The organism is Lapillicoccus sp. (assembly GCF_046595215.1).
Taxonomy (GTDB): Bacteria; Actinomycetota; Actinomycetes; order Actinomycetales; family Dermatophilaceae; genus Lapillicoccus.
In genome coordinates, this window is the sequence record NZ_JBKJPP010000129.1 from 16,059 (window position 1) to 29,555 (window position 13,497).

Below are 13,497 nucleotides of genomic sequence, written 5' to 3' on the forward strand. Positions count from 1 at the left end.
GCGGCCATCACCAGGCAGGAAGTGACGGCGACAGCGCCGACAAGGCGCGGAGCGGTACGTGGCATGGCAGTGTCCTTCACGCCGAGGGGTGACGCGCAGCAGTCCATCGCGCCACCTGCGAAGAACCTCGGAGCGTGATGAACTCAGAAAGGACTCCAGCGGCACACTTGGCTTGCGCGGCGTCGTCGATCGTCGGGATAGGTGGAAGCGGGGCCCCGCGTCGCTCAGTGAATGGCGGGTGAACATGTCATTGGAGAGGGCCTTTCCATGCCAGCCACCAATAGCGTTGCGACACATGAGTGTCACCAGACGTCAGTTCCTCAGCGCAGCGGCCGTAGTTGGGGGCGCTGGAGCGTTGACCGCGAGCCCTCTCCTGACCCGCGACCCGGCAGCATCAGCGTCCGCATTGCCAAATCCGGCGACCTGCGGGGTCGACCATGTCGTCGTGGTGATGATGGAGAACCGCTCATTCGACCACTTCCTCGGCTGGCTTCCGGGGGCGGACGGGAGGCAAGCCGGCCTGAGCTACACCGACCGATATGGAGCCCACCAAGCCACGCACCACCTGACTAACTACGCGAGCTGCGGTCACAACGATCCCGACCACTCCTACGAGGGCGGCCGAATCCAGTTCAACAACGGCCGCGCCGACGGCTGGTTGCGCGCCGGCGAGGACGACATCCTCCCCATCGGGTACTTCGAGAAGCCCGACCTGGGCTTCCTCGGCCGGGCCGCTCCGCAGTGGACGGTCTGCGACCGGTACTTCTCAGCGGTAATGGCCGAGACCTACCCCAACCGTTTCTACCTGCACTCGGCCCAGACCGACAGGACCCACAACTCGACGACAACCTCAACGCTACCCACGATCTGGGACCGCCTGGCGGCGGCCTCGGTCAGCGCCCGCTACTACTACTCGGACGTTCCCTTCCTCGCTCTGTGGGGCGCGAAGTACCTGCCGATCTCGAGGCCGTTCACCTCCTTCCTCACCGACGCTGCAACAGGGCAGCTGCCAAGTGTGAGTGTCATCGATCCCCGGTTCCTCGACGAAGCGTCCGGCTCCTCCGCCGACGACCATCCGCACGCCGATATCCGCGCGGGCGAAGAGTTCCTCAACGAGGTCTACCAGTCGGTGACCACCAGCCCCAACTGGTCGCGGACCATGCTCGTGATCACCTACGACGAGTGGGGCGGCTTCTACGACCACGTCGCGCCCACGACCGCTCCGGACGTCAGCCCGACCACCGCCCTCCGCGGCTTCCGGGTCCCCACCGTCGTCATTTCCCCCCGGGCCCGTCGGGGGCAGGTTGCCCACAACACCTACGACCACACGTCCGTCCTCAAGGCCATCGAGTGGCGTTGGGGCCTGTCGGCACTGACCCCGCGGGATACAGCCGCGCGCAACCTCGCCGAGGTCCTCGACTTCTCCTCTGCTGCGAACACGGAGGCACCGGCCTATCTGATCCCGCCCTTCGTTGCCACCGCATGCGCGCCGGGGCCGCTCGCTGGCCCCGAGGAGTCGGAGTGGTCCTCCCTCAAGACCAAGGCCGCCGCGGCCGGATGGAGCATCCCGTGAACCCCCGTTCTGCCCTTCGCGCCACGACGATCACCCTGCTGGCCGCCGCCCTCCTGTTCGTCGGTTCCGCGTCCGGGCAGCCGACGACCACCGAAGCAGCAACCGGCAACGGTGCCTACGTGCCGCCCATCAAGCATGTCTTCGTCATCAACATCGAGAACAAGGGCTACGACGCGACATGGGGGCCAGGATCGGCAGCCCCCTACCTCGCCCAGACGCTCCGCACCAAGGGTGTGCTGCTCAACACGTACTACGGCACAGCACACAACTCCCAGCCCAACTACGTCGCTCAAGTCTCCGGGCAGGGACCCAACCCCCAGATGCAGGGCGACTGCCAGATCTACTCCTCGTTCGCCCGAACCGGCACTTCGAGCCCGGGTCAGGCCACAGGTGACGGCTGCGTCTTCCCCGCGTCGGTCCCCAACATCACCGACCAGCTCACCGAGCAGCGCCTGTCATGGAAGGGCTACATGGAGGACATGGGCATCCCCTGTCGCCACCCCGCCATCAACACCCCCGACCCCACGCAGAAGGCCACTGTCGGCGACCAGTACGCCATACGCCACAACCCCTTCATGTACTTCGCCAGCATCATCAACTCTCCGGCGTGCGGTCAGCACGTCGTCGACCTCAACCAGCTGAACACCGACCTGGCGGCCGCCACCACCACACCGAACCTGAGCTACATCACCCCCAACCTGTGTCACGACGGACACGACGCACCATGCGTGGACGGCCAGCCCGGCGGTCTGGTCAGCGTCGACAACTGGCTCAAGATCTGGGTCCCCAAGATCCTCGCCTCCCCGGCGTTCCGGGCCGACGGCGCCCTCATCATCACCGCCGATGAGTCCGACGGCCCCCAGTCCGACGCCTCGGCCTGCTGCGGTGAAGGACCCGGACCCAACTCACCCCTTCCCGGCATCACCGGTCTGGGTGGCGGACGGGTCGGCGCGCTCGTGCTGTCCCGCTACGTCGCCCCGAACACGTGGAGCACCACCAGCTACAACCACTACTCGCTGCTGGCGTCCGTCGAGGACATCTTCCGTTCGCCACACCTGGGGTACGCCGGGAGCTCGGGACTCAACCGGTTCGGGCTCGACGTCTACAACAGCGGCTGGCAACGATGAGCGGTCCTCGACGAGGAGCGCCATCCAAGCCCATCGCCGGTCCGCGGACTCAAGCGGCCACAGGGAATCGTCATGAAGGGTAACCATTCAGGTGGTTGACGGCGCGCCTGGTTGATCGGCGGCGTGAGGTCGAGGTGCGCCTTCGCAACAAGGACTAGCCTCAGAACGGTGGCTCGGCCACGGCGCGACCTGCCCCCGACCGACGACCTCCGGCTCTTCCTCGCCGACGCGTCCCGGATCGTTGTGCCATGGTCCGGCACCGAGCCCAAGATCAAGATCAAGGTCCATCTCGAGGTCATCGAGGGGGTGGGCGAGCCGGACGCCCGGCAACGGCACGGCATACCGCGTCCGGGCGTCCGGGCGGCTGGCCGCGATCCGCGTCCACCTGGAGCAGCTCACCCAGCTCTGACCGTGCGTCCGGTGTTTCATCTGCTTCCGAGGCATGGTGCGCGCCGTCTCGGGAGCGAGCTCAACCCGTGGTCGATCATGCGCACGAGCCTGCGGGATGCCCCGGCCTCCTTGCTGCCTCACCCGGCTCCCAAGTCAGGTGTTATCAGTTATGTGTTATGTTAGGCACATGAGAATGCACATAGAGTTGGACGACGCGCTTGTGGCTGAGGTGGACCAGTTGGCCGGCGCCCGCGGGCGCAGCGCCTTTGTGCGGACGGCAATCGAGCGCTCGGTACGCCAGGAACAGCGGTGGCGGGCGCTGCGGTCGGCGGCAGGCGCACTCGTCGGCGAGGCCCACGAGTGGGACGCCGACCCTGCAGCCTGGGTCCGCGAGCAGCGTCACAGCGACTCGCGACGCGCTGGGTGACTCGTGCTCTATGTTCTGGACTCCACCGTCCTGATCGACTACCTGAGGGGACGGCCGGCCGTCGAGCGGGTCGAGGCTCTGCATGGTCGGGGTGACACACCCGCCACAACCGCGATCAACGTCGAGGAGATCGTGCGGGGACTGCGGGACACCGAGCACGATGCCGCGCGCCAGCTGTTCGCTGGCTTGGTGGTGCTCCCGGTCGACGGACGCGCCGGATGGCAGGCGGGTGAGTGGAGGCGGGAGCACGCGTCCCGCGGAGTCACCCTGTGGCAAGCCGACTGCCTCGTGGCGGCCACCACGTTGGTGGCCGGCGCTGTCCTCGTGAGCGGCAACCCCAAGGACTTCCCGACGGCCGAGATCGAGGTCGTTTACTGGCCGGTCGGTGAATAGCCAAAAGGGTTCAGACTGACCCTGCAGTGGAACGGGTCCGAGGTTCGCGCGCACTTTCGACCCAGGGCGGCATGACGCTCGTCGTCGACGCGGCCGACCTGTAGCGACGGCCTGCTCAAACCCATCGTGCTGAACGCGAGACCCATGCAGAGGCTTTCCGCCTCTACGAAGGGCCCAGCCCCTCCGGTCCACGTGCCTGCGAGCCATTCAGCTTGTGGCGACGGGTGCCAGCCCCGAACGGCGGAGTGATCGTGGTGTTGATCGAGGGCTCTCGGGCTTGCCCGGGGCGAACGGGACCTTCGCCGGCGCTGGTCGTCAGGACCAGCCACTGACCCGGTCAGCGGTAAGACCCCGCGGGAGTGCGGATCCCCGATGGCCAGCTGTGGACTACCTTGGAGCGGACCCTTTCTGATCTGCTGTCATTGGCTTCGTGTTCGACAGTGACTGCGCCGGCCTGACGTATGCCGTGGTGACGGACGAGCTGGTCCGTGCTGCGTCCGCCGTCATGGAGATCACTCCCGCGGCGAAGGACGCGGCCATCGTGACCCTGCCACAGATCATCTCGGCCGTTGGGTACGGGCGGCTCGAGGTGACCCTGCGTGACTTCTGCGCACGGTGGGACATCGGGCTGAGTCACCTCGTGGGTTACGGCGACACGATGTCTCGGCGTCTGGACCCGTGTTCGCAGGGCTACGTCGACAACGAGCACGCCGCCCGGGGCGACGATAAACAGCTGATGTCCTGCACGCCCCCGACTCTGCCGCAGGAGGCAGCCTCGATCATCACCCCATCGATCATCACCGTGGGCACCGGCCAGCACTTGGGTCCGCATCGGCCACCCCGGCGCTCAGGGATGAGCGCCCAGCTCGAGTCCGACCTCGCCTCCAGCGCCGCCAGAGGTGCTGGTCCCGGGGGACCTGCACGGGTTCGCCCTCGCTGCCGACACGTTGCGTGGGCAGGCCGGCCTGCTCGACGGCACCGTTGACACCCTGTCCCGGATCGAGGTGACGAACCGGCGCGGTCAGGCCAGCACCGGCTTCCTCGACGTCATCCAGGTCGAGCCCGGCCGCTGGCGCACCACAGCGGACGCCTTCACCGCAGCAGCCACGGCTCTCGACAGCTACTCGGCAAGCCTGGCACCGGCGCGCGAGCTGACGAGGACCTGACATCCACTGGACAAACCTCCTCGGCACCTATCTGCACGACGACTGGCCCATTCAACACCATGACGTCTGGGCCGCGGTCAGGGCCTTCGTGACCGAGAGCTGCTCGGAGATCACCGACGGCGCGCACGCCCAGGTGTCCAATCTCCTGCTGGAGGGGATGACGGAAACTCAACTGCTGCAGGTGCTCGACGAATAAGACTGCAGCTACTACCCGCCGGGGGACAACTCGACGGCGACCGGATTCCTCACCCGCCTCGAGGTCGAGCTGCGACCTGTCAACTTCGCCTCCGCAGAACGGTCGGACGCGATCTCCCGGCACCGTGCACAGGTCCTGAGGGCCGACGTCGCGAAGGCTCGCGCTGAGCCGGGCCTCAAGGGCCTCCTCAGCAACTACCTGCACTGCGGTTGGGTCGATGACTACGAGTCCAGCTGGGACGCGGTCGCGGACTTCGTCGTCACCGCCAACGAGCACGAGGTCCGCCTCGCCCACGACGAGCTCGTCAACCTTCTCGCCCGGACCTGGCCGACGTCGATCTCGACGCGGCGGTCAACGACGACTACAGGCCCGGCTCCATCACCCAGTCCGAGGGACTCACCTTGCGACAGTTCCTGGCCCAGCTCGAGCTGGAGCTCCGACCCTCGACACCGGCCTGACCGATCTCGTCCGGCGACCAGACGCGACGATGCTCAACGGTTACCGTGTCCTCACCGAGGGCCGTGCGCATTCGGTCGTCGTAGCCCTGGGTCCCGGTCGCCATGAAGCTGATGTCGAGCTCACCGAACGTACAGGTGAGGTACCAGGTGCCAACGTTGGCAAGTGATGCACCGTCGTGGGAGAAGGGGAGACCTTCGGGGACCCCCCGTGATGCGGCTGCGTGTGCCTCCGTCGAGGTGAACGATCCTTCGCGCGGACGCTGCGCACATCGCCGAGATTGATGAAGTCGCCTTGCGCGAATTGATATACGTGCAAGGGTTCATCAGCGCGGAGCGATCGGCGCCGCAAGGATCAGTGCGTCCCGGCGAACCAGCCAACCGTCCATGCGAGGGCCACCGCTTCCAGCTGGGAATTGACACCGAGCTTGGCCAGGACGCTACGAATCTGGCTGCGCACCGTTGCCTCCGACACCACCGCGGTGGCGGCGATGGTCTCGGCTCGCTGGCCGTGCGCCAAGCCGGCCAGCACCGTCCGCTCTCTGGGCGTCAGGGACTGGAAGGGCGCGAGGTCCCGGCTGCGGGCTGCCCGAGCAACTCGAAGCTCTGCCATCAGGTCATAGCGACGTGCAGTGCTCAGAACCACCCGCTGCGCTACGACATCGAGGACGGTGGACAGCAACTGCTCGAACGGCGCCGTCTTGGCCAGGAGCCCGACCGCCCCCTTTTCCACGGTCTCGGCCAGTCGCACCCGATCGGTGGTGCCGCTGACCACGAGCACGCGCGCGCCGAGCGCGGTCAGCGGCTGCACCAGGGCCACGCCGTCGCCGAGCGCACCAAGGTCCAGGTCGAGCAGGACCACGGCAGGTCGCTGCGTGCGCACCTGCTGGAGCAACGTGGCACGGTCGACGAGGTCGGCGACCTGCGCGGTGCAGCCCTGCGCGTCCAGCGCGATAACGAGGCTCTGGGCCAGCAGAGCATGGTCTTCGACGACGAGGACGGTGACCGCCCCCCGGTCGAGGTCGGCCGCGGCACTGTCCTCGGCCAGCCGCAGACCTGGGATTGCTTGCCCGACTGGATCGGTGGTTCTCATCACGGCTTCGCGCGGAGCAATCATCACGGCGTCGCGCGGAGCAAGTTGGGCCGTAGGTCGACGCAACGGACCGTTTCGACGACATCGGACTGGTCGGCAGACCAGTCTGGCTCGGGCGCCTGGAGCACCTGCCGGGACGACGGCGCGCGGTCGACCTCCTTCCGCGCGAGGGGGAATGTGGCGACGAAGCACGCCCCTCCCCCCGCGGGAACGCGCAATCGCAGGTCGCCGTGCATACGCCGTGCGAGCTGACGCGCGTTGTGCAACCCGAGCCCGGACCCCGGAACGCCTAGGGCGATGGGTCTGGCCCCGCGGAAGGACCGTTCAAACACGTGAGCGGCTTCACTCGCCGACAACCCGGGTCCCCAGTCACGCACCTCGAGGGTGGCCACGTCACCCTGGACCCGCGAGCTCACCCGCACGACGGAGCCGGGCGCGTGTACGCGCGCGTTCACGAGCAAATCCGAGACCAGCGTCGCGATCTCGGCGGCCTGTCCTCGGATGTGGACCTCCGAGATGTCAGTGGTGACGACCAGCCCTTGCTCACGTTCGGCCACCACCACGGATTTCACGGCAGACTCGAGGTCGAGCACGCGCTCCTCGGCGACCTCCGGCACGTCTGGGTCGACGAGATGGTTCAGCCGGGTCAGCTCGGCACCCACAGCGTCCTCGAGCCGGCGCCGTACACCGGGGTCGAGGCTGTCCTCGTACTTGCGAAGACTGCCCGTTGCTGCGCGCAGACCGGCGAGCAGTGAGCGAATCTCGTGGAGTCGTTCGCTCTCCTCGGCGAGGCGTCGGCGGTCCTCGTCCTGCATCGCGCTCAGATCCTGAAGCATGCTCGTCATGCCCGCGGTCGTGCTGACAAGGGCCGCCCGCGCGGACATGGCGGCGCCGAAGAATGCGAAAGTGCCGGCGAGGGCTTCCAGCCCCAAGGCGACCAGCTGGGACCCTGACCAGGCCCCCCTGCCGAACGCGCGGACGATTGCCGCCACCGCGAGAACCACCAGGACGTCTGGCAGCCACGCCAGCCGAGCTCGATCAAGCCTGAACACCTGTGCGCCCGCGAACAGCCAGCCGGCGGCGACCAGTCCGCTAAGCACTATCCGAACGGACGCGGGCATGGCCATCCCCGCCACGAGTAGAGCCCTCACGACGGGAGCGAGCGCCAACAGCGCGAGCAAAGCAACGGGGCCGCTCTCCCGGGTGAGCAGTCCCCGCAGCGACGTTGCATCGTGCACCTCGGGAACGGCGGCGGCAACGATTAGAAGCAGGACAGCAAGCGCAGCGCCAGCCGTGGTCATCACAGGGAACCACCCGGCTTTCCCTGCTGATGTCGCGGATACGGCAGCGGCTAAGGCAAGGACGAGCAGTGCCCCGCAGGCGAATCCGACGGAAGTGCGGGCCGACCAGCGTCCGCTCAGCAATCCGAGACTCGCCGCGCCGAACAGGATGGCGGTCTGCAGGTGTCTCAGCACCGACTCGATCTGCTCCACGTTGGCCGGCGTGACCAGCAACGGCAGCGCGCTGGCGGCCGCAACCATGAGGACGGCCAGGACTGCGACGACCAACAGCCTCCGTCGGCTCTCGATGGACGACCCCTGTACCACTATCGAGAATCCGTGTTACGGAGCGTCAGAGACTCTCCACGGTGAGTAACAGATGGTCGAATGATGACAGGCATGTATCCCCCGGATCGATGGCCCAAACCATGCTGAGCCTTCACAGCGTAGCAATCATCATCGGGGAACATCCTCAATCCGCGGTATCACCCAGAAGCCGCCATCACCACAGCAGGTCGCCGACGGTTATCAGCCTGGACCCACCAGTCGGTGACGCTATCGGGCGGGTCGTAACACGCGAATGCCTGTGTGGGGCATGAAAATTGGACTCGCGAAGGGTTGGTTCAACCGAGGTTGGCGTGAATCCACCGACGGTCACTCCTGAAGGTCTGAGGGCTGGTCTCGAGGGAAATTCTGCGGCGGGTGCGGTCCGTGGCGTGCGGTATCGGCCGGTCTGTCCGGCTCTTCCACGTTGAGGTGTTTCCTTGGGGCCGTTGTGGCCGGGGTGGTCTGGTGGTGGGGGTGGTCCAGAGGTCTTCCCAGGCGAGGCTGACCTCGATATCGTTCAGTTAGTGATGGCGCACTTCTCGATCGGGATGGTGCTGTCCTCGGAGGGGTCGTACGAGGATGTGCTGGGGCAGCTGACGGACGGGTTGTCGTGGGTCTGAAGCGCCCCGGGTTTGGTGGAGGGTCTAATTCCACGGAAGGGTGGAGTTATGCCAGCACCGAGGAAGTACCCGGATGAGCTGCGTGACCGGGCGCAGCGGTTGGTCGCGGAGGCGATGAGCGAGGATCCCTCGTTGTCGATGAACGGCGCGGCGAAGCGGATCGCGCCCAAGGTTGGGGTCGTGCCCGACACGTTGCGCGGCTGGGTCCGGCGGGCCGAGATCGATGACGGCCGCCGGCCGGGGACCACCACCGGGGACGCCGCCTCGATCCGCAAGCTGCAGGCCGAGGTCCGTGAGCTGAAGCGGGCCAACGAGATCCTGCTCGCGGCATCGTCTTTCTTCGCGCGGGAGCTCGACCCGCGACTGCCGTGGTGACCGCGTTCATCGAGGCCCACCACGAGAGGTTCGGGGTCGTGCCGATCGGCAGGGTGCTCACCGAGCACGGCTGCCCGATCGCCCCGTCCACCTACTACGCGGCTCGTTCCCGGGCCCGCTCGGCGCGGGCAGTCCGTGACGAGCTGGTCCTGGACGAGGTGTGCCGGGTCCACCAGGCCTCCCGGGGCGGGTTGTACGGGGCCCGGAAGGTCTACCACCAGCTGCGCCGGGAGGGCGTCACCGTGGAGGGGTCCCCAGTCGCGCGGTGCACGGTGGAGCGGTTGATGAAGGCTGCTGGCCTTAAAGGGGTTCGGCGTGATCGCAGGGTCCGGACCACGATCCGCGACGCCGCCGCGGCACGCCCTGCGGACCTGGTCAAGCGGGACTTCACCGCAACCCGCCCGAACGAGCTGTGGGTGCTCGACTTCACCAACGTGGCCACCTTCGCCGGGTTCGTGTACGTCGCGTTCGCGATTGACGTCTTCTCCCGGATGATCGTGGGATGGCGAACGGCTCGGTCGATGAAGACCGATCTGCCGCTGGACGCGTTGGACATGGCGTTGTGGCACCGCGGCCGCGCCGGGCACGACGTGAACGGTCTCGTGTACCACTTCGACGCCGGGTCGCGGTACACCTCGATCCGGTACACCGACCGGCTCGTCGAGGCAGGCCTGCAGGCCTCCATCGTGACTGTCGCGGACAGCGATGACAACGCCCTGGCCGAGACGGTCAACGGGCTCTACAAGGCCGAACTCGTCTACTGGGAGGGGCCCTGGCGCGGCGCGGACGACCTCGAGCTCGCGACACTCGGCTGGGTCGACTGGTTCAACCACACAAGGATCCACTCGTCCTTAAAGTACGCCACTCCAGCAGAGGCCGAGGCTGAGTACTACCGTCACAACCACGCCGCCGAGCAGCCGCTCGCGGCAGAACTGACCGTCTAGCAAACCCGGGGCGCTTCAGTTGGCCCTTCGGAGCCGCCCTGCGGGGGGAGGCTTCAAACCGCCTCGTGCTGCGTTGGGTTCACCAGTCAAGATACGAGGGCGTCGGATTCCTTGGTGGCATTCTTGGCGGGAACGACCAGTCGCCAGATCAACAAGAGTGCCAGCCCGCCAACGAAGATGGAGGCGATGCCGATGGGCTTCTTGAGGAAGATCAGGACGTATCCCAGGCCGGGTAGTCGCATGGCGACAACGCCCTGGACCTGGTCGGGGCGGATGTCCCAAGCGTCTGGAGTACGGTTCGCATCGCCCTTGGTATGGATGAGCCCCGGTTCAAGCTCGGCAACGCGGTGGGTCACCAGATCAGTGGTCAGGCTCGAGTGGCGGAACGTGATGATCTCGCCCGGCCGGTACGCGCCCTTCGGCGGGCCGTCCAGCACTGCGTCACCAGCCACGAGGGCGGGGGCCATAGATCCGGTATTCACGATGTAGAGGTGATAGCCGCCGGTCCAGGCCAGGACCCCGGCGGTCGCCATCGCCGCGATCAACACCGTCACGAGCAACAGGCTGGTCTTGCGGACGACCGACATAGCTGACATTCCCCTCACCACGAACCGGTGGTGGGCCACGTTATTCCGCGGCCCACCACCGGTCGGCGGACTAGATGCGAAACGAAACTGTTCGATACCTAGCGCGTGACGTTGTTCACGTCATTCGGTAGGATGCCGTGTTGCGTCGCCACAAGCCTGAACGGGGCAATTACCACCGGTCCCTGGTTCTGGGCCGTGTCAGCCCGGAGCAACTTGGTGTAGCCGAAGGTGATATCGGCAGCTCCTGTTTGGCCATAGCTCAGGTTGTCGCCGAGCTTGATGGCGTTCGGGACGGGGCAGTAGGGGGGGTAGCCGGTGGTAGCGCTGGTAGCCTGTTCGGCGTTTCCGCCGTGGCCGTTGGTGTCAACTCCGCAAGAGTCGGTGCCACCGGGATTGGCAGCGGTCGTCAGGTTGTACGAGGTGAACAACGTGTTGTTGCCCTGCATGACGGCGAAGTGGCCGTAGCGACCCAGAGCGGGCTTCTCGCCGAGAGTTCCCTTTTGCCCGTTGAGGAAGGCCGTATCGCTCGTCGGAAGCGTCGGGAATACGAGCCAGATGTCTTCGGTACCGCTGCCGGCTGCCGTGTAGGACACGGCCTGCTTCGTGAACTCCCCTGGAAGCAACTTGGTGAAGTTCAAATCCAGGCTGCTAGTTGGGTTGACTATGACGGCACCAGTCGACGCGTTGATCGACCCTGGGTGAGAGTCGCTGAAGTAGGCACCTGTGGTGCCTACGCCAGCGGCGGCGAGCGCGAGAGCCGCCACGCCGACTGCGCCGGCAAGGAACTTGCGGGAACGTGCCATGAGGAGTCTGCTTCCTAAACATGTAATGCCGGTGCGGCTGCGAGCGCCTCCGCCAAAGAGAACGATCCTTGGCCGAGTCATCGCGATCATCACCAAAATTGATGAACCTCAGTGCAAAAATTGATGATCCCGTTGGGCAGATGAATCGTCCGCCAGCTCGCCGGCCGCGTCGAGAACGGACGCTTAAGCACCAGCGACCCGACGCTGCTGGCAAAGCCCGGGATGGCGCGGATAGCCCGGAGTTGCTGCCCTACGGCGTGCCAAGGCTAGGTCGCGGGCGCCTCGGTCAATGATGAACGACAGGACTGATGGCATCCAACCAGCTGGCTACCAAGGAAACGGACACCTACAGAGTCCCGTCAGCCAGTGAGGACGACGACCACGGCAACGCCGTTGGAACGCTGCCCGTCGGGCTATACGAGAGGTGTGACCGTAGCCTCGGCAAAGTCGGTTCATGGGGTGGCGAGGGGCTCGACGGGTCGTTGGCTGTCGCGGGTGTGATGTCGTGGGCCGGCGGCGATGCTGGTCCAGCCGGTCAGGCGCAGGAGGCTGATGGCGGTGTCGCGCAGGTGGCCATGACGTGTGGTCCGGAATCGGTGCGTAGCTGGGTCACGCTCTTGACGGTGCGTCGGACCCGCCTCGACCTGGCTCGACTTCCCCAGCGCCTCGGCTGCGTGCCCAGCTCAAGGCCTTTGCCGTGGACCCAGGTCCCCCGCGACCTCCCATCGAGAACGTCCTGCACTGCGTCCGCGACGTCGTCTTCGACGAAGACCGCCACCCGGCGTCCGTGGCTGGTGCTCACGGTGGGAGGGAACAGATCGCGTACACGATTTCAGTTGTCCTGTGGCCGTTGAGGGTTCGGGGTGCGGCGGACCTGGACGACTTGGGCCGCAACCAGTGTCCTTGGATCCAGGTCGCGACGCTGGTTGTTCTTGACGGTCAGCACGTAGTGCCCTCCACGCTGGTGATGTAGGTCGCGGTGCCGCGTTGGCAGTGCAGGGCGTCCGCGGTGACCACGACCTGCTCCAGGTCGAACCCGGCCAGCAGCAGCGGGAGGGCGGGGATCTCATTGCTCTTCGTGGCGACAGCGCGCTGTCCCGCCAGGACGCCGTTGCCGTGGTGCAGCGCGGCCAGCAGGTGAGGCATGACCGCGCCCTTGGGTGTCCCGCCACGCAGGGACTTTCCGTCGACGGCGAGAACGGTGCGCCCGGCGAGGTGCCCGACCCGGTGGCCATCCAGACTGCCATCCGTTCGTCGAGGTCGTCGCCGTCGACCGCGGCGAGAGTGCGCCTGATCGTGGACTCCGACGGCAGGTTCACGTGGGCGTCGATCCCGAGGCGGGTCAACGCTTCTCGGTTGGTAGCGGCCGCCCACTCACTGATCCCCCAGTAGGGTCCGGGCGCCCGCAGCGACGGCGGCCTGGGCGATCACGAGCACCCTCGAGAGGGGGTGGCGGACCCCGCGCGGGTCCCGCGGGTCGGGGACGGCAGCGAACACCTCGCTCGGCAGCGAACGAGACAGTCCAGGGATGAGACAAGGTGGCACGGCGGCGTGGGACCGCGGTGTCGAGGGTTGAGTGAGATCTCCATCGTCACCGCGACTCCCACGCTCGCTCGACAGCACCTCACGCCACGTCCGTCACACCCGCCCCACCACAAACCGCTGGTCAGCGCCCTACAAGCCGGCTTTGCCGAGGCCCCGGGGAGCCCCCCGCTTGCGGATCGGCGCGTCAGGATCGGTG

General features: G+C 66.7%; 13 protein-coding genes and 1 other annotated feature. Of the genes, 7 read left to right on the forward strand and 6 right to left on the reverse strand.

Annotation, left to right across the window (positions count from 1 at the left end; translation table 11 throughout):
- Nucleotides 1-295: 295 nt before the first annotated feature.
- The 6 genes from ACLL9L_RS11205 (at nucleotide 296) to ACLL9L_RS11230 (ending at nucleotide 5,272) form a co-directional block, all read left to right on the forward strand.
- Nucleotides 296-1,573, forward strand: a complete 1,278-nt coding sequence (locus ACLL9L_RS11205) for an alkaline phosphatase family protein (RefSeq protein ID WP_411284740.1) — start codon at nucleotides 296-298, stop codon at nucleotides 1,571-1,573.
- Complete coding sequence (locus tag ACLL9L_RS11210) at nucleotides 1,570-2,700, forward strand: alkaline phosphatase family protein (protein ID WP_411284741.1); 1,131 nt, start codon at nucleotides 1,570-1,572, stop codon at nucleotides 2,698-2,700. The genes ACLL9L_RS11205 and ACLL9L_RS11210 overlap by 4 nt, the downstream gene beginning before the upstream one ends.
- 583 nt (nucleotides 2,701-3,283) lie before the next feature.
- Entirely contained in the window at nucleotides 3,284-3,517 is a 234-nt protein-coding gene (locus ACLL9L_RS11215) for a type II toxin-antitoxin system VapB family antitoxin (protein ID WP_411284742.1), read from the forward strand.
- Between the two features lie 3 nt (nucleotides 3,518-3,520).
- Nucleotides 3,521-3,910, forward strand: coding sequence for a type II toxin-antitoxin system VapC family toxin (locus ACLL9L_RS11220; protein ID WP_411284743.1), 390 nt, complete (start codon nucleotides 3,521-3,523; stop codon nucleotides 3,908-3,910).
- A gap of 899 nt (nucleotides 3,911-4,809) precedes the next feature.
- On the forward strand, nucleotides 4,810-5,076 hold the full coding sequence (locus tag ACLL9L_RS11225; RefSeq protein ID WP_411284744.1) for a putative T7SS-secreted protein: 267 nt from the start codon (nucleotides 4,810-4,812) through the stop codon (nucleotides 5,074-5,076).
- Nucleotide 5,077: 1 nt separating this feature from the next.
- Nucleotides 5,078-5,272: a contact-dependent growth inhibition system immunity protein gene (locus ACLL9L_RS11230; protein WP_411284771.1), complete on the forward strand. Its 195-nt coding sequence runs from the start codon at nucleotides 5,078-5,080 to the stop codon at nucleotides 5,270-5,272.
- An 810-nt stretch (nucleotides 5,273-6,082) separates the two neighbouring features.
- On the opposite strand, the gene ACLL9L_RS11235 is transcribed toward ACLL9L_RS11230, so the two are convergent.
- Entirely contained in the window at nucleotides 6,083-6,820 is a 738-nt protein-coding gene (locus ACLL9L_RS11235) for a response regulator (RefSeq protein WP_411284745.1), read from the reverse strand.
- A 23-nt stretch (nucleotides 6,821-6,843) separates the two neighbouring features.
- Nucleotides 6,844-8,388, reverse strand: coding sequence for a sensor histidine kinase (locus ACLL9L_RS11240; protein WP_411284746.1), 1,545 nt, complete (start codon nucleotides 8,386-8,388; stop codon nucleotides 6,844-6,846).
- Nucleotides 8,389-9,095: 707 nt separating this feature from the next.
- Here ACLL9L_RS11240 and ACLL9L_RS11245 point away from each other — a divergent pair.
- Nucleotides 9,096-10,366, forward strand: a protein-coding gene (locus ACLL9L_RS11245) for an IS3 family transposase (protein ID WP_411284747.1) whose coding sequence is annotated in 2 segments (ribosomal slippage) — nucleotides 9,096-9,378 and nucleotides 9,378-10,366 — 1,272 coding nt in all. Because the reading frame shifts where the segments join, the coding sequence is not laid out codon by codon here.
- Nucleotides 9,377-9,508: a sequence feature (AL1L pseudoknot), on the forward strand. It overlaps the preceding gene by 132 nt.
- A gap of 86 nt (nucleotides 10,367-10,452) precedes the next feature.
- Here the strand turns inward: ACLL9L_RS11245 and ACLL9L_RS11250 are convergent.
- The 4 genes from ACLL9L_RS11250 to ACLL9L_RS11265 all read right to left on the reverse strand — a co-directional run bounded on the left by ACLL9L_RS11250 (nucleotide 10,453) and on the right by ACLL9L_RS11265 (nucleotide 13,379).
- Nucleotides 10,453-10,953, reverse strand: a complete 501-nt coding sequence (locus ACLL9L_RS11250) for a signal peptidase I (protein ID WP_411284748.1) — start codon at nucleotides 10,951-10,953, stop codon at nucleotides 10,453-10,455.
- Nucleotides 10,954-11,051: 98 nt separating this feature from the next.
- Complete coding sequence (locus ACLL9L_RS11255; RefSeq protein ID WP_411284749.1) at nucleotides 11,052-11,756, reverse strand: hypothetical protein; 705 nt, start codon at nucleotides 11,754-11,756, stop codon at nucleotides 11,052-11,054.
- Between the two features lie 939 nt (nucleotides 11,757-12,695).
- On the reverse strand, nucleotides 12,696-12,902 hold the full coding sequence (locus ACLL9L_RS11260) for a hypothetical protein (protein WP_411284750.1): 207 nt from the start codon (nucleotides 12,900-12,902) through the stop codon (nucleotides 12,696-12,698).
- A gap of 228 nt (nucleotides 12,903-13,130) precedes the next feature.
- Nucleotides 13,131-13,379, reverse strand: coding sequence for a transposase family protein (locus tag ACLL9L_RS11265; RefSeq protein ID WP_411284751.1), 249 nt, complete (start codon nucleotides 13,377-13,379; stop codon nucleotides 13,131-13,133).
- Nucleotides 13,380-13,497: the final 118 nt, after the last annotated feature.